This window comes from Streptomyces sp. NPDC031554, from assembly GCF_055580685.1.
In genome coordinates this window covers 430365-448183 of record NZ_JBVIKX010000001.1, presented here as the reverse complement: position 1 = coordinate 448183, position 17819 = coordinate 430365, and the positions used below count along the sequence as shown (strand labels likewise).

At 71.0% G+C, this 17819-nt stretch carries 19 protein-coding genes, 1 tRNA gene and 1 pseudogene; 19 read left to right on the top strand and 2 right to left on the bottom strand.

What is annotated here, in order from left to right:
* Window positions 1–34: 34 nt before the first annotated feature.
* The 3 genes from ACZ5FU_RS01920 to ACZ5FU_RS01910 all read left to right on the top strand — a co-directional run bounded on the left by ACZ5FU_RS01920 (window position 35) and on the right by ACZ5FU_RS01910 (window position 2284).
* Window positions 35–436, top strand: a complete 402-nt coding sequence (locus tag ACZ5FU_RS01920) for an ATP-binding protein (protein WP_469044208.1) — start codon at window positions 35–37, stop codon at window positions 434–436.
* 175 nt (window positions 437–611) lie between these two features.
* Window positions 612–1463, top strand: coding sequence for a sigma-70 family RNA polymerase sigma factor (locus ACZ5FU_RS01915; protein ID WP_469044206.1), 852 nt, complete (start codon window positions 612–614; stop codon window positions 1461–1463).
* A complete protein-coding gene (locus ACZ5FU_RS01910; RefSeq protein WP_469044205.1) occupies window positions 1460–2284 on the top strand; it encodes an integrase in 825 nt (274 codons plus the stop codon). Before ACZ5FU_RS01915 ends, ACZ5FU_RS01910 begins: the two co-directional genes overlap by 4 nt.
* Before the next feature lie 138 nt (window positions 2285–2422).
* Here the strand turns inward: ACZ5FU_RS01910 and ACZ5FU_RS01905 are convergent, their stop codons facing one another.
* Window positions 2423–2974, bottom strand: coding sequence for a DUF4760 domain-containing protein (locus ACZ5FU_RS01905; RefSeq protein WP_469044203.1), 552 nt, complete (start codon window positions 2972–2974; stop codon window positions 2423–2425).
* Between the two features lie 323 nt (window positions 2975–3297).
* Between ACZ5FU_RS01905 and ACZ5FU_RS01900 the strand changes: the two genes are divergently transcribed.
* The 10 genes from ACZ5FU_RS01900 to ACZ5FU_RS01855 all read left to right on the top strand — a co-directional run bounded on the left by ACZ5FU_RS01900 (window position 3298) and on the right by ACZ5FU_RS01855 (window position 9747).
* Window positions 3298–3645: an SCO3933 family regulatory protein gene (locus ACZ5FU_RS01900; protein WP_366062107.1), complete on the top strand. Its 348-nt coding sequence runs from the start codon at window positions 3298–3300 to the stop codon at window positions 3643–3645.
* A gap of 5 nt (window positions 3646–3650) precedes the next feature.
* Window positions 3651–5012, top strand: coding sequence for an FtsK/SpoIIIE domain-containing protein (locus tag ACZ5FU_RS01895; protein WP_469044202.1), 1362 nt, complete (start codon window positions 3651–3653; stop codon window positions 5010–5012).
* An 80-nt stretch (window positions 5013–5092) separates the two neighbouring features.
* Window positions 5093–5311, top strand: a complete 219-nt coding sequence (locus ACZ5FU_RS01890) for a hypothetical protein (protein WP_469044201.1) — start codon at window positions 5093–5095, stop codon at window positions 5309–5311.
* 24 nt (window positions 5312–5335) lie between these two features.
* The gene (locus tag ACZ5FU_RS01885; protein ID WP_469044199.1) at window positions 5336–6028 is read left to right on the top strand and encodes a DUF2637 domain-containing protein; all 693 of its coding nucleotides are present in this window, start codon (window positions 5336–5338) and stop codon (window positions 6026–6028) included.
* Between the two features lie 13 nt (window positions 6029–6041).
* Entirely contained in the window at window positions 6042–6221 is a 180-nt protein-coding gene (locus ACZ5FU_RS01880) for a mobile element transfer protein (RefSeq protein ID WP_142265456.1), read from the top strand.
* Between the two features lie 16 nt (window positions 6222–6237).
* Window positions 6238–6393 carry a hypothetical protein gene (locus ACZ5FU_RS01875; protein ID WP_382783691.1) on the top strand — a complete coding sequence of 52 codons (156 nt, stop codon included), beginning with the start codon at window positions 6238–6240 and terminating at the stop codon, window positions 6391–6393.
* 24 nt (window positions 6394–6417) lie between these two features.
* The gene (locus ACZ5FU_RS01870) at window positions 6418–6708 is read left to right on the top strand and encodes a SpdD protein (protein ID WP_469044197.1); all 291 of its coding nucleotides are present in this window, start codon (window positions 6418–6420) and stop codon (window positions 6706–6708) included.
* Window positions 6709–6809: 101 nt separating this feature from the next.
* Window positions 6810–8174: a replication initiator gene (locus ACZ5FU_RS01865; protein WP_469044196.1), complete on the top strand. Its 1365-nt coding sequence runs from the start codon at window positions 6810–6812 to the stop codon at window positions 8172–8174.
* Complete coding sequence (locus tag ACZ5FU_RS01860; RefSeq protein WP_033526530.1) at window positions 8174–8344, top strand: helix-turn-helix transcriptional regulator; 171 nt, start codon at window positions 8174–8176, stop codon at window positions 8342–8344. Before ACZ5FU_RS01865 ends, ACZ5FU_RS01860 begins: the two co-directional genes overlap by 1 nt.
* Window positions 8341–9747 carry a tyrosine-type recombinase/integrase gene (locus tag ACZ5FU_RS01855; RefSeq protein WP_469044194.1) on the top strand — a complete coding sequence of 469 codons (1407 nt, stop codon included), beginning with the start codon at window positions 8341–8343 and terminating at the stop codon, window positions 9745–9747. Before ACZ5FU_RS01860 ends, ACZ5FU_RS01855 begins: the two co-directional genes overlap by 4 nt.
* A gap of 221 nt (window positions 9748–9968) precedes the next feature.
* Here ACZ5FU_RS01855 and ACZ5FU_RS01850 read toward each other — a convergent pair.
* Window positions 9969–10040: transfer RNA gene (locus ACZ5FU_RS01850), tRNA-Arg, on the bottom strand.
* 160 nt (window positions 10041–10200) lie between these two features.
* Here ACZ5FU_RS01850 and ACZ5FU_RS01845 point away from each other — a divergent pair.
* From ACZ5FU_RS01845 to thrB, 6 genes and pseudogenes are all read left to right on the top strand, one after another.
* A pseudogene (locus tag ACZ5FU_RS01845) lies at window positions 10201–10692 on the top strand (response regulator); the annotation flags it as partial.
* Window positions 10693–11319: 627 nt separating this feature from the next.
* Window positions 11320–12453, top strand: coding sequence for an ArgS-related anticodon-binding protein NrtL (gene nrtL / locus ACZ5FU_RS01840; RefSeq protein WP_469044192.1), 1134 nt, complete (start codon window positions 11320–11322; stop codon window positions 12451–12453).
* A gap of 15 nt (window positions 12454–12468) precedes the next feature.
* Window positions 12469–13860 carry a diaminopimelate decarboxylase gene (gene lysA / locus ACZ5FU_RS01835; protein ID WP_451525575.1) on the top strand — a complete coding sequence of 464 codons (1392 nt, stop codon included), beginning with the start codon at window positions 12469–12471 and terminating at the stop codon, window positions 13858–13860.
* Window positions 13861–14007: 147 nt separating this feature from the next.
* Window positions 14008–15306 carry a homoserine dehydrogenase gene (locus tag ACZ5FU_RS01830; protein ID WP_451525667.1) on the top strand — a complete coding sequence of 433 codons (1299 nt, stop codon included), beginning with the start codon at window positions 14008–14010 and terminating at the stop codon, window positions 15304–15306.
* A 6-nt stretch (window positions 15307–15312) separates the two neighbouring features.
* Complete coding sequence (gene thrC / locus ACZ5FU_RS01825; protein ID WP_451525576.1) at window positions 15313–16371, top strand: threonine synthase; 1059 nt, start codon at window positions 15313–15315, stop codon at window positions 16369–16371.
* Window positions 16372–16715: 344 nt separating this feature from the next.
* Window positions 16716–17645, top strand: coding sequence for a homoserine kinase (gene thrB / locus ACZ5FU_RS01820; RefSeq protein WP_469044190.1), 930 nt, complete (start codon window positions 16716–16718; stop codon window positions 17643–17645).
* The last annotated feature ends 174 nt before the right edge of the window (window positions 17646–17819 follow it).

The window sequence follows — 17819 nt, the reverse complement described above, 5'->3', positions numbered from 1 at the left end:
CTGTCTAGCCCCCTAGACGAACTGGAGTTTTCCCATGCCCAAAAAGTGGGCCCGCATGTTCCCCGGTCAAGCCGAGCACGTGGCGGAAGCGCGCCACTTCGTCGCCGCTCTCCTCGAGGGCGAGGACTCGCACCTCGTCGAGGATGCCGTCCTGGTCATCGGTGAACTGGCGACCAACGCCGTTCAGCACACGCGAAGCGGGTGGTACCGCGGATGGTTCCTCGTGGTCATCGGCTTCACTGACGATCTGCTGCGCATCCAGGTGACCGACCAGGGCGGCGACGAAGAGCCGATGGTGCGCAGCGTGAACACTCCGGTAGACGAGGGCGGCCGTGGTCTCCTGCTCATCGACGCGTACGCCAAGGACTGGGGAGTGAAGGATCGGGCCGGCGGTGCGCGCTGCGTCTGGGTCGACCTGGTGCGGGTGAGCGGTTGATGGCGGCCTGCGCCCCGGTGCTCTGTCTCTGCCCGTCGGGTGGTGGAGGGTGAGCCCTCGCGGGGTGCCCCGTCGAAGGGCTGGGTTCTACGTGATCGGCATTCCGTCTGGACGGCGGCTCGCGCCCTTTCTGTCTAGGGCCCTAGACTCCGGGGTAGTCATAGGAGGTGAAGCCATGTCGGACGAATTGCGGCGCATTATGGCGATCGATGACCCGTACCTGCTTCTGCGGGAGGTCACGACGCGTTTGGCCGACGCGCAGCAGGAGGTGACCGAACTCGCCCGGCTTCGCCGCCGAGTGGTCCAGGACCTCCACGCGCAAGGGCTCTCGTACGCGCAGATCGCCACGAAAGCCGGCCTGAGCCGGGGCCGGATCCATCAGATTCGCCATACCGGCCCGGCGCCGGAAGGTGCCTTTCTGGGGCGCGGTTCCGTCGTCGTCGCCACCCCTCTGCGGCGTGATGACGAGCGCGGGCGCACGGTTGTCGCTGTGGATGATGTCAGCTCGGGTAAGCGTCTCGAGGACCTCGCCCGGTCGTACGGTCTGGACGTTACCTCTGAGCATGTGCCGGTGTCCGGTGAGATCGACCTCAACCGTGACGGCCTGGTCGTCATCTGCGGTCCGCGGATGTCCCAGCAGATGTGGGACACGTACGCGCAGGATCCGGTACTGCGCTGGGAGCGCGCGGAAGACGGGCCGTGGACGCTCGTCGACCACCGGACCGGCACGGTGCACCGGTCCGGACAGGACAGCGATCCGGCCCGCCCGTACGACGTCGGATACGTCGGCCGGCTGCCACGCCCCGACGGCAAGGGCTCGCTGCTCGCCATCGCCGGTATCCACACGCAAGGCTCCCTCGGCGTCGTCCAGCTGCTCGCCTCCGACCTGAACACGGTGTGGGGGCAGGTGGGTGAGCACCGCTTCTCCACCCTGGTCGGCGTCGAATACGACCCCGATACCAGCGAACCGCGATCCGTCGAGCTGCTCACCCCCCTCTACCGGCACGACGAGGAGCCGACGGCGTGAGGGTCACCCTCGGCTCGCTGCCCGCCGAACCGGGCCGGGAGAACGAGGACTTCGCCGCCGCCGCTCCCGGAGCGGCCGTTCTCCTGGACGGCGCCGGCGTCGCTGATGCGGAAACTGGGTGCACGCACGGCGTCGCCTGGTTCTCCGCGACGCTGGGCGGGCTGCTGCTGAGCACCATCACCGCGCATCCCGCCTGGCCGCTGGCCGCATGCCTGGCCGACGCGATCGGCGCCGTCAGATCGCTGCACGAGGACGCCTGCGACCTCGTCCACCGGGCCAGTCCGACCAGTACGGTCGTCGCCGTCCGGACCAGCGCTGGAGCTCTGGAATACCTCGTCCTCGGTGACTCCTCCCTCCTCCTCGTGGACAAGGGGACGGGGGTCGCTGTCGTCACCGACCGGCGCTTGGACGACGTCGGCAAACGGCTGCGCGGACCGGTCGACGCACTTCCCACCGGCTCGCCCGAGCATGCCGCCGCCCTGGCCGAGTACCGCGACGCGCTGACCGGCCTGCGCAACCGGCCGGACGGCTTCTGGATCGCCGGGCCCGATCCTCGCGCGGCCGAGCACGCCCTCACGGGGACAGTAGAGCTGGACTCCCTGTCCTCCGTGACGCTGCTGAGCGACGGAGCGACGCGACTCGTCGACCGCTTCGAACTCACCACCTGGCAAGAGACCGTGGCCGTCCTCGACTCGTCCGGGCCGTCCGAGCTGATCCGCGGAGTGCGGGAAGCCGAAGCCGGCGACCCTGACGGGCGACGCTGGCCGCGGGGCAAAGCACACGATGACGCCACGGTTCTTCACTGGGCGCTGGGCCAGTGACTACGGCGTTTCAGCGAAGGAGGGGAATGGGTCCACTCACCTACGTCTCTGCCGTCAGTGGTCGGCGCAATTGTCGCTCCAGCATGCAGCGACTGCCCTCATCGTTCGACATCCCAGATTGCTAGGAGCGGGGCGTTCTCACAGGCGTGGAGGGAGGAGTCGGCGAAGCAAAGAGGCACGCTTGTGACGAGTGTTCATGACCTGGGTGGCTGTGGGGCCACGGTATTCAGCTGATATGCGCGCGAACGCCTCCAGCAGCGACAGCATGCTCGGATCGACGTCCGGGTACTGACGCTCGCGTTCGACGTAGGGGCGAAGGGCTTCCCAAACCTTGATTGCTCGGCTTCGAATCATGATGATCGCCGTGTTCTCATCGATGATGCCAAGTGCGTACAGGCTTGCAAAAGTTTGAAAGAAGTATGCGACGTTGTAGGCGATACCACGGGGCCCGGTCGGGAGGCCGCGTAGGCCACCGTCAGGAGAGTGTTCCTGACTCAATCGACTGCACACGTAGTCGTATTGATCATGCAACTCTGGCGAGCGGAACCCGGACAGCAACTCAAGGAACGCTGGTAGGCAGTTGGCTTGCCGCGCTGCGCGCACTTGGTGACCCGCCAACCAAACTGAGGTCGTTAGGGCGCAGATGGAGATCGCGAGGGCCAGGACGTTAAGCCAGGTTGCTGCATCCACTCTCTGATCGTAGGTGCGGAATCAGTGCTACCGCCCGAGCTGGTTCGGACGAAAGACGGCGGTTTTGCGGGGGTCGTGGAGGCCCGTGTTGCCCTGGTTCTGCTGTACGCCACAGACCGGGGCGTTCGTCGGATCGACCGAGAGGTCCGCGCCTTCCGGTCACCCTCTCGTCAACCCCCCTAGACAGTTGACGGGCCGTAGGTCTACTGTTGCCGTCAACCCCCCTAGACAGTTAGGGCGGGCCACTCCCCGTGCTGTCTAGGGGGGTATCCAGTCGGAACGGTGCCGGTCAACCGGCGCCGCCAACCAGTGAGGTTTAGAAAATGCGCGTCATCCCCGTGGACGTCTCGGCCGCGACGCTGCTCGTCACGAAGCTGCCGGAAGTGAAGGTGAAGGACCGCCAGACCGGTGAGGTCGCCGTGGACCCGGTGACCAACCAGCGGCTCATGGTGCTGGAGCTGGTGTTCATCGCGCAGGGCGGTTCGGACATGATCAAGGTGACCGTTCCGGAGGCGGGCATCGGTGAGGGCCTGGTGATGGGCGCTCCGGTCATCCTGTCGGGCCTTGTCGCCCGGCCGTGGGAGAGCGAGTTCGGCGGCCGGATGCGGCACGGCATCGCCTACCGGGCGGACGCCGTCATGGTCAACGCTCCCGCCCCGGTCAAGGGCTGAGCGCCGTGACCGACACCCTGTGGGCACTGACGCTTTGCCTGGTGGCACTCGCCGCGCTGCTGGTGCTGCGCCGTCGTACGCCGGTCGCCTTCTGGTGGCTCGTCGGCTATCCGCTCGTCGCGCTGCGCGTGCTCGCCACCTACCGGGCCACCATGGACGCCTGTGGTCTGACGGTGCCGGCTTCGGCCGTCCGTCGGGCCACGGCCCGGATGGTCGGGCGGGAAGCGGCACCCGTACCGCCTCGTCGGTCGTTCCCGGTGCCGACCGGGTCCGGACTCGTTATGCGGCTGCGGATGGCGACCGGGCAGGCACCGGAGGACTTCATGGCCTCGGCCGACCGGCTGCGCCATGCCTGGTCCGCTCATGCCGTCCACATCCGTCCCACCAAGCCGGGCCGGCTCGAACTGCGGCTGATCGGCTGGGACGTCCTCGCGGACGTACGGCGTCCCCGGCAGCAGAGCGGCGGCCTGCTCTCCCTGCCGCTGGCGCTGCGCGATGACGGACGCTGGCACGTACGGGACTTCCGCGCCGTGCCGCACGAACTCATCCTCGGTGCAACGCAGTCCGGCAAGTCCGTCTATCTGCGCAACCTGCTGTGCGGCCTGGCCCGGCAACCGGTCGTCCTGGTCGGGATCGACTGCAAGTGGGGCGTCGAACTCGCGCCGTTCGCTCCGCGGGTGTCGGCCCTCGCCGACACCCCGGACCGGGCGAACGAACTCCTCGACGCCTTGCTGGAAGAGATGGAGGCACGGTTCCGCCTGATCGGTCTCGCCTCCGCCGGACCGGACACCGTCCTGACCTCGGACGTGTGGGGGCTGCCGGACAAGGTGCGGCCGGTGCCGGTCGTGGTCGTCGTCGACGAGGTGGCGGAACTCTTCCTCGCGGCCAGTAGGGACGACGAGAAGCGGCGCGACGCGATGGTCACCAAGCTCATTCGCATCGCCCAGCTTGGCCGCGCGGCCGGCATCTATCTGGAGGTGTGCGGGCAGCGCTTCGGCTCCGAACTCGGCAAGGGCGCCACCATGCTCCGGGCCCAGCTCACCGGCCGTGTCTGCCACCGGGTCAACGACGAGTCGTCGGCGAGCATGGCGCTGGCCGACATCTCCCCCGAGGCGGCGCTGGCCGCCACCGCCATCCCTGCCGAGCGGCCCGGCGTCGCGATCCTCGGCGACTCCTCCGGCGGCTGGTCCCGCGCCCGCTCCCCGCACCTCACCCTCGACGAGGCGGCGGCCGTCTGCCGCGCAACTGCCGCCCTAGTGCCGGAGCTGCCCCGCCTCGATTCCTTCCGGCCGGTCGTCGCCGCCGAGCCCGCCGATGCGGCCACTCCTGCCGCTCCCGTGCCCACCGCTCGCCCGGTGACCGAGTAACCACACCCCTCCCACGGCCGGCGTGACCGCCTCGCGCCACGTCCCTACCCCTCCCATGCCTCGAACCGGAAGGAATTCCCGTGTCACGCCCCTCTATCGCCGAAGTCAGCGCACTCCTCGCCGACCTGGCCGCGCTCGGCCGCAACCCGCACCACACCTCCGCCGAGTACGTGGCGCTCATGAGCCGTAAGGCGGACCTGTTGGAGCGCATCGCGGCCGGCACGCCCGGCGACGTCGGCGCCGCCGAGGTGGCCCGTCTGGCCCGTGAGCGTGCCGACTCGCTCACGTCCGCCAACTGACCGCACGGAAGGGAGCGCGAGCCGATGCGTGCCCACCTCACCCGCGTGGACGCGGTGATCGTCCAAGCCGTCATCGCGGGCGCCCTGTCCTTCTCCCACCTGCACGACCTCGCAGAAGCGGCCGGACAGGGCGGCTGGAAGGCGTGGGCCTACCCCGTCAGCGTCGACCTGCTCCTGGTCGCCGCCTGGCGCCGGATGCGCGAAGCACAGCGCGCCGGACACCCGGCCGGGGGACCGCGGCTGTGGTTCCTGGTCGCCCTGGCCGCCTCCCTCGGCGCCAACGTCGCCACCGCCGGACTCCTCGACCTGGACGACGTCCCCGCATCGCTCCGCGTCGTGGTGGCCGGCTGGCCCGCCGTCGCCTTCTTCGGCGGAACCCTCCTGGCCCACACACCGCACACACCGCGCACCCCGAAGGAACCTGCGGCCCCGCAGCTCCCGGAGCCCTCAGAGCCGCTCCCCGTGGTCGACGCACCCGACCGTGACGCGCTCCCGCCGCCGACCACGGAACCGGCCGCCGACGAGCCTCCCGCCGCCCTCGCCACCGAACCGCCGCCCGCTCCCCCCATCGCCCTGCCGCCCGCCCTCATCGACCGCGTCCAGGCCCTCGCCGAGGAACACCGCACCACCACCGGACAAGCGGCCGACCCCGACGCCGTACGCGCGCGGCTCGGCCTCCCGCCCTCCATGACGCCGTCCGTCGCCGCCCACCTCTGAGAAGGGACCGCCCGTGAACCCGCGCTTCCGCAACGTCCGCCGCATCGGCCCCGTACAGGTCGCCTCGTACCTCGCCCGCGGCCGCAACCGCCACCTCGCCGCCTGCACGGCGCCGAACTGCGACTTCTCCGCCGAGTACGACAGCCGCGCCGCCGCCGAACTCGCCGCCCGCACCCACCGCTGCAAGGCCTGAGAAGGAGATCACCGCCATGGACGTCCCGCTCTGGTTCGCCGTCCTCGTCGTCGCCGTCCTCGGCATCCAGCTCGCCCGCCCGCCGTGGTGGCTGGTCGCCCTGCTCCTCCTCGGCGGCTACCTCGTCGCCAACAGCATCCTCGCCCCCGCCGTCGCCACCCTCCTCGACTGACCGCCCACAGAAGGGATCACCCACGTGTTCACCCCCAAGTACCCGCCGCAGGACACCGCCCCGCTCCCCACCACCTCGGCCCCGGTCACCTATAGCCCGACGCCCTACGCCCCGGCCCCGGCCTCAGCGTCCAACCGCCCGGCCGTCCAGCTCACCGCGGGCAGCACCCTCGCCCTCGCGGCCGGCGGCGGCGCCCTGGTCCTCGTCGTCGGTGCGGTCCTGGTCTCCATGCTCCTCGCCGTCGCGATCACCGCCGCCTCCGTGGCCGTCTGCGCGGTCACCGTCCGCTCGATCCTCAAGAGCGACCGCCGCTGACCTCATCGCCTCCCGCACCTCGGCTTGCCCACACTGTCTAGCCCCCTGGACAAGCCGAGGTACTTGCCCCAAGCTCCGTCACTTCCTGGAGGAACCCGCACATGCGCCCCGAGACTCCGACCGGAGTCGTCCGTCAGGTGGCGAACCTCGCCCAGTTCGGCGACCTCAGCGGCTACGCACGGCAGATCCAACGGCTCGGCGGCTGCGAACGGCCCGTACGGATGGAGGGCCACCGCCTCGACGTCCACGCCGCGACCGGCGAGATCGTCCGTGAAGTCGTCGACCGCGACCTTCCCGCCGGACAGCTCCTCATCCGCTGCAACAACCGCCGTGCCACCCGGTGCGCCGCCTGCGCCGAGGTCTACCGCAAAGACACCTTCCACCTCATCACGGCTGGCCTCAGCGGCGGCAAGGGCATCGGCCCGACCGTCGCTGGGCACCCCCGCGTCTTCGCCACCTTCACCGCCCCCTCCTTCGGCCCCGTCCACAACCGCCCCGGCGGCGGACGCTGCCGCTGCGGCCGCCTCCACGCCGACGACGACCCCACCCTCGGCACACCCCTGCACCCCGACCGCTACGACTACCGCGCCGCCGTCCTGTGGAACGCGCACGCCGGCGCCCTGTGGGCCCGCTTCACCACCTACCTGCGCCAGCAGCTCGCCTCCCGCGCGGGTATCGGTCGCTCAGCGCTGCGCCACTGCCTCAAGGTGTCCTATGCCAAGGTCGCCGAGTACCAGCGGCGCGGCGCTGTCCACTTCCATGCCGTGATCCGCCTCGACGGCCCCGAAGGCGCCGAGGACGCCCCGCCGCACTGGGCCACGACGGAACTCCTCACCGACGCGATCCGCTCGGCCGCCCACCTCGCCGAGACACCCGGCCCGCTCCTCGACGGCCGCGCCCACGCCTTCCGCTTCGGCACACAGCTCGACATCCGCCCCATCCGCTCCGCCGACTTCGCCGGCACCTCCGACCTGTCCAGCCACGCTGTTGCCGCCTATATCGCCAAGTACGCCACCAAGGGCGCCGAGACCGCGGGCACCCTCGACCGCCCCATCCGCAACCCGATCACCGATCTCATCGGCTCCGGCGTCACCGACCACGCCCGGCAACTGATCCTCACCTGCTGGCACCTCGGCGCCCTGCCCGAACTCGAAGACCTCCGCCTGCGCAAGTGGGCCCACATGCTCGGCTTCCGCGGCCACTTCTCCACCAAATCCCGTGCCTACTCCGTCACCCTCGGCGCCCTCCGCCAGGAACGCGCCGACCGCAACGAAGCCCTCACCCGCGAACGCGCCGCCGCAGCCGGCCACCCCCTCCCGGACCCGGACACCGTCCTTGTCCTCTCCCACTGGCGTTTCGCCGGCACCGGCCTGACAGCCGCGGAATCCTGGCTCGCTGCCTCACGGCGACCCGACACCCCCGACACGGAAGGAGACTCGGCGTGGACCGCCGACGTGACGAACTGATGACTGTCCCGCAGATCCTCGCCGAGCTGGGCGGAGTCTCCCGCCGTACTTTCTACCGCTGGCGCGAACTCGGGCAGGCGCCTGAGGCGATCAAGCTTCCGAACGGCGAACTCCGCGTGTGGCGGAGCGACTTCACGTCATGGCTCCACGGCCTCGGGGAGGCGGCGTGAAGTCGCACGACGTGAAGGTGTGGAGCATCCGTAAGCGGCCGTACAAGACGCCGTCGTACGACGTGCGATGGAAGGTTGCCGCCGCTCCGCCGTTCTCCGAGACCTTCCGCACGAAGGCACTCGCCGACAACTTCCGCGCAAAGCTGCTCCGGGCTGCGCAGAAGGGGGAGGCCTTCGACACGGAAACCGGTCTGCCGGACTCCATGGCGCCGGTCAAAGAATCCCTCACCTGGTACGACTTCGGACGGGCCTATGTGGCCATGAAGTGGCCGCATGCGGCTCCGAACTCTCGGGACAGCCTGAACGAGACGCTGACGCTCGTCACGACTCAGCTCCTTGGGGACCGCCCCGGCCGTCCGGCAGATGATGTGCTGCGGCGTGCTCTGCGTGGCTGGGCCTTCGTCGTCCAGGCCGAGAGCGAGGATGCTCCGCCGGTGGACATCGCGAATGCCCTCCGCTGGGTGGCCAAGGCGTCGCTGCCGTTGTCGACCCTCAAGAATCCGGCGGACATCCGCCGCGTCCTCGACTCGCTCAAGCTCACGCTCTCCGGGACTTCTGCCGCCGCCGAGACGGTGCGGCGCAAGCGGGCCGTCCTTTTCAACGCCTTGGCCTACGCGGTTGAGCTGGGGGAACTTCCTGAGAACCCGGTCACGCTCGTGAAGTGGAAGCTGCCGAAGGTCACCAAGGAAGTGGACCGCCGGGTCGTGGTGAACCCTCGACAGGCTGCCGAACTCCTTGCCGCGGTCTCGTACGTCGGCGGGTACCGCCGGGCTCGTGGGCGCCGTCTCGTCGCTCTCTTCGCCTGCATGTACTTCGGTGGGCTGCGGCCGGCGGAGGCCGTGGCCCTGCGTCGTCCGGACTGCACGCTGCCGGACACCGGATGGGGCTCGCTGATCCTGGAGAAGAGCCGTCCCACCGTCGGCAAGCGTTGGACCGGAACGGGGGAGGTGCACGACAACCGCGGGCTCAAGAACCGGCCTGCGAACGAAACCCGCATCGTTCCGATTCCGCCGCGCCTCGTGCGCATGCTCCGAACCCACATCGAAGAATTCGGCACGGCCAAGGACGGCCGGCTGTTCGCCAACGAGCGCGGGGGAGTGGTCGCCTCGACGACGTACTGGCGTGTCTGGGACGAGGCGCGGCACCTGGCGCTCACGCCGGAACAGGTGGCCTCTCCGCTGGCTGCCCGGCCGTACGACCTGCGGCACGCCGCTTTGTCGTCCTGGCTCAACGCCGGCGTGGACCCCACCGAGGTTGCCGAGCGGGCGGGCAACAGTGTCGAAGTGCTGCTGAGCCGGTACGCCAAGTGCCTCGACGGCCGGCAGGACGTCGCCAATCGGCGGATCGCCGAACTCCTCGGCGAGAACGACGACCAGGAGGACGAGCCCGGCGACACACCCTGACCCGAGACGCACACCTGCGGCATGATGGCCCCTGGACCACGGTCCGGGGGCTTCGTCGTTTGCCGGGCGTGACCTGCGGATTCAGGCCCTGCGGCCAGTCCACGCATAGTCCACAGCGCCTGACATACGCCCGCTCTGAGCGGCACACGGCTGCACATACGCGAAGACCCCGGCTCCAGCGCTTCCGCTGGTGACGGGGTCTTTGGGCACCTTCTGCAAGGTGCCCCCGGCAGGATTCGAACCTGCGCACACGGCTCCGGAGGCCGTTGCTCTATCCCCTGAGCTACGGGGGCGTGTCGGTCGCGTTGCTCGCGGCGACGGACAGAACACTACCAGCTCCCTCGGGGTGATCAGGAACGGGTTTCCCGGGGTGGGGGCGGGGCGGGCGCCCCGGAGGGGGTGGAAGTGGGGAAAACCCGGACGCGGTGGCCGGGGCCGACCTACTCTCGAGTGGTGTCAGGCGCTTCGGGCCGGGTGCTTGTTGTCGACGACAACAAGGTCATCCGGCAGCTGATCAGGGTCAACCTCGAGCTTGAGGGCCTCGAGGTCGTGACCGCGTCCGATGGTGCCGAGTGCCTGGAAGTCGTCCATCAGGTGCGGCCCGATCTCGTGACCCTCGACGTCGTCATGCCCCGGCTGGACGGCCTCCGGACCGCCGCGCGGCTCCGCGCCGATCCGCGTACGCGCGACCTTCCCCTCGCCATCATCAGCGCCTGCACGCAGTACGAGGTCGAGTCCGGCCTCGAAGCGGGCGTCGACGCCTTCCTCTCCAAGCCCTTCGACCCCGCCGACCTCGTCAGCCTCGTGCGTCGGCTCATCGAGGGGAAGCGAGGGGAGGGGAGCGGGGGTGACGTTCCTGGGGGTCCGGCCGGCGTCGACGGGGGGTCCGGGCCCGGGGCCTCTTCCGGTGCGGTCCCCGGTCTCCTCTTCGGCGCAGCTTCCGGGGCCTGCCGCGGTACCGGTGTCAGTACCGGTACCGCCCACGGCCGCGGCTCCGGGCCCGCCCACACCCTGAGCCACGACCTCACCCCCAGCGGCGAAGGTGAAGGCGAGGACGGAAGCCGGGACGGAAGTCAAAGCGGAAGCGAAGGCGGAAGCCGAGCCGGAGGTGAAGTCGAAAGCGAAGTCGGGGGTGGTGAGGAGGCCGACGGTTTCGGGCTGCGCGACGGACACGTGCAGGGACAGCGGCCCGGGTCCGGGCACGAGCCCGGATGCGAGCACGGCTACGGGCAGGAACAGGGGCACCGGAACGGGCAGGGGCACCGGAACGGGCACAGGCACCTCGATGAGTCCCCGTCCGACCATGGTCCCCTCCGCGTTCCCGGCCCCGTCGCGCCTTCCGGTCCCGTCTCCCTTCCCGCACCCCTGGCCGAGCCCGTCGTCGAGTGAGCCACCGGCTGTCTCCGCCTCCGGCGGTGCCCCTCACGACTCGCCCCTCGCCTCTCGCCCCTCACGACTCGCCCCTCACGACTCGCGACTCGCGACTCCTTCTCCCACCCCCACCCCGTCCACATCCCGGACACCCGCAAACCGGGTCGCATACCCACCCCCCTCCTCCCCTACGCTGGTCCCGTGACCCCCGTCGAGTTGTCCCGCACCGTGCTGCACGCGGTGCGGTGTGCCGTCGACGACGGGGCGCTGAGCGTGGCCGTCCCCTCGCGGGTGGTGGTCGGGCCGCCGGGGGCGGGAGGGTGCGGGGACTACGCCACCAACGTCGCGCTCCAGCTGGCCCGCCCCGCCGGACAGCCTCCGTTGCGGGTCGCCGCGCTGCTGCGGCCGTACCTCGTGCGCGAAGCCGGTGTCACCGGCGTCGCGATCACCGGGCCGGGATTCCTCAACATCAGCCTCGACCGGGCCGTCACGTCCGCCGCGCTGGTCCGGCGGATCCTCGACGAGGGGGCGGGGTACGGCCGTACCGACGCCCTCGCCGGTCGGGTGTTCGTGGTGCGCGTGCCCTACGAGGTCCGGGCCGAGGTGCTGGCCGACGTGCTCGCGCGGATGGTCGGCTCGCAGGGCGGGCGCGTCGAGATCGTCCACGGCGACGGCGACGGCGACAGCGACGGGGTGGACCTGCGACCCGTGCCGGCGCCGGAGGACCCCGCTCCGCTCGGGCCGGACGCCGCCCGCTGGGCGCTGCTCCACCCCGCCCCGCACGACCGGCCCCGCATCACCGCCGACCACCTGGTCCAGCGCGAGGGCAACCCCCTCTTCCGGATCCGTTACGCCCACGCCCGCACCCGCGCCGTCGGCCGCAACGCCGCCGACCTCGGATTCACCGCCACCACGGCCACCGAACCCGGGACGGACGCACCGGCACCCGACGCACCGGCACCGAACGCACCGGCATCGAACGCACCGGCACCGTACGCACCGGCGGCCACCCCGCCCGGCACCCCGGCTCCGGCCCCGGCCCCGGCCCCGGTCCCGCCCCCCGGCCTCGTCGCGCTGCTCGCCGACCACCCCCGCGTCCTCGCCACCGCCGGCAGGCTCCCGCACCCCGACGGCCTCGCCGCTCCCTCCCGGCTCACCCGGCACCTCCTGGCCCTCGCCGACGCGACCCTCGCGCACCTGCCCGCCGTTCTGCCCCGTGGGGACGAGAAACCCTCGGCCGCCCACCGGTCCCGGCTCGCCCTCGCCGAAGCCGCCGGGACGGTGCTGGCCGGTGGCCTGTCCCTGCTCGGCATCGACGCACCCGACCACCTCTGAGAGAGCACGCCCACGATGAGCCGTTCCGCACACCCCGCCGGGCCCCGTCACGCCGACGTCCTGCCGGAGGGGCATTACTCGGCGCCGCCCGCCGACCTCAACTCCCTCGACCCCAAGGTGTGGTCGCGGACCGTCACGCGTGACGCCCTCGGGGTCGTCACCGTCGGCGGGATCGACGTGAAGACGCTCGCCGAGGAGTACGGCACCCCGGCCTACGTCCTCGACGAGGCCGACTTCCGGGACCGGGCCCGCGCCTGGCGCACCGCCTTCGGGGCCGACGCCGACGTCTTCTACGCAGGGAAGGCGTTCCTGTCGCGCGCCGTCGTGCGGTGGCTGCACGAGGAGGGGCTCAACCTCGACGTCTGCTCCGGCGGCGAGCTGGCCACCGCGCTCTCCGCCGGCATGCCCGCCGACCGCATCGCCTTCCACGGCAACAACAAGTCGGCGCAGGAGATCGAGCGGGCCGTGAGGGCCGGTGTCGGGCGGATCGTCCTGGACTCCTTCCAGGAGATCGTCCGCGTCGCGCACATCGCCCAGTCGCTCGGCAGGCGGCAGCCGGTGCAGATCCGCGTCACCGTCGGCGTCGAGGCGCACACGCACGAGTTCATCGCCACCGCCCACGAGGACCAGAAGTTCGGGATCCCGCTCGCCGGGGGACAGGCCGCCGAGGCCGTGCGGCGCGCGCTGAAGCTCGACGGGCTGGAGCTGATCGGGATCCACTCGCACATCGGGTCGCAGATCTTCGACATGTCCGGCTTCGAGGTGGCCGCCCACCGGGTCGTCGGACTGCTGAAGGACATCCGCGACGAGCACGGCGTCGAACTGCCCGAGATCGACCTCGGCGGCGGGCTCGGCATCGCCTACACCAGCGACGACGACCCCCGCGAGCCGCACGAGATCGCCAAGGCGCTGACGGAGATCGTCACCCGCGAGTGCGAGTCCGCCCGGCTCCGCACGCCCCGCATCTCCGTCGAGCCCGGCCGCGCCATCGTGGGCCCCACCGCCTTCACGCTGTACGAGGTCGGCACCGTCAAGCCGCTCGACGGGCTGCGCACCTACGTCTCCGTCGACGGCGGCATGTCCGACAACATCCGCACCGCCCTGTACGACGCCGAGTACAGCGTGGCGCTCGTCTCCCGCTCCTCCGACGCCGAGCCGATGCTCGCGCGCGTCGTGGGCAAGCACTGCGAGAGCGGGGACATCGTGGTCAAGGACGCGTTCCTGCCGGCCGACCTGGCACCGGGCGACCTGATCGCCGTGCCCGCCACGGGGGCGTACTGCCGGTCCATGGCCAGCAACTACAACCACGTGCTGCGGCCGCCGGTCGTCGCCGTGCGCGAGGGCGAGGCCCGCGTCGTCGTGCGGCGCGAGACGGAGGAGGACCTCCTGCGTCTCGACGTCGGATAGGCGCGGGCCGGCGGGGTGGAAGATCTCCTGTCAGCCACCCCGTGGAAATGAAATAGACGTCTCACGATCCGGACCAGGGGCAGAAACCCCGGTCCGGTGAGTGAGACTGGAGCAACCGTAGACGGTATGAGGAAACGAGGTCGGATGATGCGTACGCGTCCGCTGAAGGTGGCGCTGCTGGGCTGTGGAGTGGTCGGCTCAGAGGTGGCGCGCATCATGACGACGCACGCCGACGACCTCGCCGCCAGGATCGGGGCCCCGGTGGAACTGGCCGGGGTGGCCGTGCGGCGGCCCTCGCGGGTGCGCGAGGGGATCGACCCGGCGCTCGTCACCACCGACGCCACCGCCCTGGTCAAACGGGGCGACATCGACGTCGTCGTCGAGGTCATCGGCGGGATCGAGCCCGCCCGCACCCTCATCACCACCGCCTTCGAGCACGGCGCGTCCGTCGTCTCCGCCAACAAGGCGCTGCTCGCCCAGGACGGCGCCGCCCTGCACGCCGCCGCCGGCGAACACGGCAAGGACCTCTACTACGAGGCCGCCGTCGCCGGCGCCATCCCGCTGATCCGCCCGCTGCGCGAGTCGCTCGCCGGCGACAAGATCAACCGCGTCATGGGCATCGTCAACGGGACGACCAACTTCATCCTCGACAAGATGGACTCCACCGGGGCCGGCTACCAGGAGGCCCTCGACGAGGCCACCGCCCTCGGGTACGCCGAGGCCGACCCCACCGCCGACGTCGAGGGCTTCGACGCCGCCGCCAAGGCCGCCATCCTCGCCGGGATCGCCTTCCACACGCGCGTGCGCCTCGACGACGTCTACCGCGAGGGCATGGCCGAGGTGACCGCCGCCGACTTCGCCTCCGCCAAGGAGATGGGCTGCACCATCAAGCTGCTCGCCATCTGCGAGCGGGCCGCCGACGGGGGATCCGTCACCGCGCGCGTGCACCCCGCCATGATCCCGCTGACCCACCCGCTCTCCTCCGTGCGCGGCGCCTACAACGCCGTCTTCGTCGAGTCGGACGCGGCCGGTCAGCTCATGTTCTACGGCCCCGGCGCCGGCGGTGCTCCCACCGCCTCCGCCGTGCTCGGCGACCTCGTCGCCGTCTGCCGCAATCGGCTCAGCGGGGCGACGGGGCCCGGCGAGTCGGCGTACGCCGCCCTGCCGGTGTCGCCGATGGGTGACGTCGTCACCCGGTACCACATCAGCCTCGACGTCGCCGACAAACCGGGCGTCCTGGCGCAGGTCGCCACCGTGTTCGCGGAGCACGGGGTGTCCATCGACACGGTGCGCCAGCAGGGACGACAGGACGGAGGCGGCGAGGCCTCCCTCGTCGTCGTCACCCACCGCGCGTCCGACGCCTCCCTCACCGGGACCGTCGAGGCGCTGCGCAAGCTCGACACCGTGCGGGGTGTCGCCAGCATCATGCGGGTTGAAGGAGAGTAACCAGCAATGACCCACCAGTGGCGCGGAATCATCGAGGAGTACCGGGACCGGCTGCCGGTTTCCGACAGCACGCCGGTCGTGACGCTCCGCGAGGGCGGCACGCCCCTCGTGCCCGCGCAGGTGCTCTCCGAGCGCACCGGCTGCGAGGTGCACCTGAAGGTCGAGGGCGCGAACCCCACCGGCTCCTTCAAGGACCGCGGGATGACCATGGCGATCACCCGGGCCAAGGAGGAGGGCGCGAAGGCGGTCATCTGCGCCTCCACCGGCAACACGTCGGCGTCCGCCGCCGCGTACGCCGTGCGCGCCGGCATGGTCTCGGCCGTCCTCGTCCCCCAGGGCAAGATCGCGCTAGGCAAGATGGGGCAGGCCCTCGTGCACGGCGCGAAGATCCTCCAGGTCGACGGCAACTTCGACGACTGCCTCACGCTGGCCCGCTCGCTGAGCGACAACTACCCGGTGGCGCTGGTCAATTCGGTCAACCCGGTGCGTATCGAGGGGCAGAAGACGGCCGCCTTCGAGATCGTGGACATGCTCGGGAACGCCCCCGACATCCACGTCCTGCCGGTCGGCAACGCGGGCAACATCACGGCGTACTGGAAGGGGTACAAGGAGTACGCCGCCGACAAGATCGCCGCGCGCACCCCGCGCATGTGGGGCTTCCAGGCCTCCGGCAGTGCGCCCATCGTGCGCGGCGAGGTCGTCAAGGACCCCTCGACCGTCGCCACCGCGATCCGCATCGGCAACCCGGCGTCCTGGCAGTACGCGCTCGCGGCGCGGGACGAGTCCGGCGGCCTCATCGACGAGGTGACGGACCGTGAGATCCTGCGCGCCTACCGGCTGTTGGCCGCCCAGGAGGGCGTCTTCGTGGAGCCCGCGTCCGCCGCGTCGGTGGCCGGCCTGCTGAAGGCCGCCGAGCAGGGCAGGGTCGACCCGGGCCAGACGATCGTGTGCACCGTCACGGGCAACGGTCTGAAGGACCCCGACTGGGCGGTGGCCGGGGCTCCGCAGCCGGTGACCGTCCCCGTCGACGCGGTGACCGCCGCCGAGCGCCTCGGGCTCGTCTGAGCGACCCCGCGGGGGCCGGGGGCGCCGCCCTGCGACGTGGGCGCCCCCGTGCAGGCATGGAGTGCCTCACCTGGGGAAGTTCCTCCACGGAGGGCTTTCCCTGGCGAGGATGCACGGGGGGCTTGCGACACGCATCGTGCGCCTCCTGTGCGCCCTGTGTCGCCACAGAACCTTCCTTCGATAGGCTGTACCGAACCAGCCCACCGCATATGCCTCCGCATTTCGCGGGGGCACCGGCGCCGCGCCGTCATCAGCGGCCCGAGGGTCTTCGTACGCCGTCGAAGTCGACCGAAGCCGGTCGACGTCATTCGACCATCACGCAGCTCAAGGAGAGTCAACGAGCGATGGCCGGTCCAGCGTTCCGCGCCGCCGCCGTCCGGGTGCGCGTCCCCGCCACCAGCGCCAATCTCGGTCCGGGCTTCGACGCCCTGGGCCTCGCGCTGGGGCTCTACGACGACGTCGTCGTCCGGGTGGCCGACTCCGGGCTGCACATCGACATCGCGGGTGAGGGCAGCGAGACGCTGCCGCGCGACGAGAAGCACCTCCTCGTCCGCTCCCTGCGCACCGCCTTCGACGTCCTGGGCGGCCAGCCGCGCGGACTGGAGATCGTCTGCGCCAACCGCATCCCGCACGGCCGCGGCCTGGGCTCCTCCTCCGCCGCCATCTGCGCCGGGATCGTCGCCGCCCGCGCGGTGACGATAGGCGGCGAGACCCGCCTCGACGACGCCGCCCTGCTGGAGCTGGCGACCGAGATCGAGGGACACCCCGACAACGTCGCGGCCTGTCTGCTCGGCGGGTTCACGCTCTCCTGGATGGAGGCCGGCGCCGCGCGGGCGATCAGGATGGAGCCCTCGGATTCCATCGTTCCGGTGGTTTTCGTGCCCGGGAAGCCGGTCCTGACCGAGACCGCGCGCGGACTGCTCCCGCGCACCGTGCCGCACGTCGACGCCGCCGCCAACGCGGGCCGTGCCGCCCTGCTCGTCGAGGCCCTCACCCGGCGCCCCGAGCTGCTGCTGCCCGCCACCGAGGACCGTCTCCACCAGGAGTACCGCGCCCCCGCCATGCCGGAGAGCGCCGCACTGGTGGAGCGGCTGCGCGCCGACGGGGTCCCCGCGGTGATCTCCGGCGCCGGGCCGACCGTGATGGCCCTGGCCGACGCGGAGTCGGCCGACAAGGTCGAGCGGCTGGCGGGTAAGGAATGGGCCGCCAACCGGCTGAGCCTGGACCTGCGGGGGGCGAGCGTGCTGCCGCTCGCGCCCTCCGGCGCCTTGTGACAGCACACGGTTGCCGGATTTCGAGAGGGGGAATGTTTGTTGGATCCGGTAGTGTTAACCTCAAGTCTGCACCCGACCTCACCATGGCGAGGTGCTTCATGTCCCCCTCCGGGACAGACATTCTTCCGGGAGCTCCCCAAGCCGCACTGCGTTCCGTACGTCGTACCTGGGCAG

Bases quoted from the DNA above. Each gene is read 5' to 3' on its own strand.
- ACZ5FU_RS01920 (WP_469044208.1), top strand. From the start codon at position 35: ATGCCCAAAAAGTGGGCCCGCATGTTCCCCGGTCAAGCCGAGCACGTG.
- ACZ5FU_RS01915 (WP_469044206.1), top strand. From the start codon at position 612: ATGTCGGACGAATTGCGGCGCATTATGGCGATCGATGACCCGTACCTG.
- ACZ5FU_RS01900 (WP_366062107.1), top strand. From the start codon at position 3,298: ATGCGCGTCATCCCCGTGGACGTCTCGGCCGCGACGCTGCTCGTCACG.
- ACZ5FU_RS01885 (WP_469044199.1), top strand. From the start codon at position 5,336: ATGCGTGCCCACCTCACCCGCGTGGACGCGGTGATCGTCCAAGCCGTC.
- ACZ5FU_RS01875 (WP_382783691.1), top strand. From the start codon at position 6,238: ATGGACGTCCCGCTCTGGTTCGCCGTCCTCGTCGTCGCCGTCCTCGGC.
- ACZ5FU_RS01865 (WP_469044196.1), top strand. From the start codon at position 6,810: ATGCGCCCCGAGACTCCGACCGGAGTCGTCCGTCAGGTGGCGAACCTC.
- ACZ5FU_RS01860 (WP_033526530.1), top strand. From the start codon at position 8,174: ATGACTGTCCCGCAGATCCTCGCCGAGCTGGGCGGAGTCTCCCGCCGT.
- lysA (WP_451525575.1), top strand. From the start codon at position 12,469: ATGAGCCGTTCCGCACACCCCGCCGGGCCCCGTCACGCCGACGTCCTG.
- ACZ5FU_RS01830 (WP_451525667.1), top strand. From the start codon at position 14,008: ATGCGTACGCGTCCGCTGAAGGTGGCGCTGCTGGGCTGTGGAGTGGTC.
- thrC (WP_451525576.1), top strand. From the start codon at position 15,313: ATGACCCACCAGTGGCGCGGAATCATCGAGGAGTACCGGGACCGGCTG.
- thrB (WP_469044190.1), top strand. From the start codon at position 16,716: ATGGCCGGTCCAGCGTTCCGCGCCGCCGCCGTCCGGGTGCGCGTCCCC.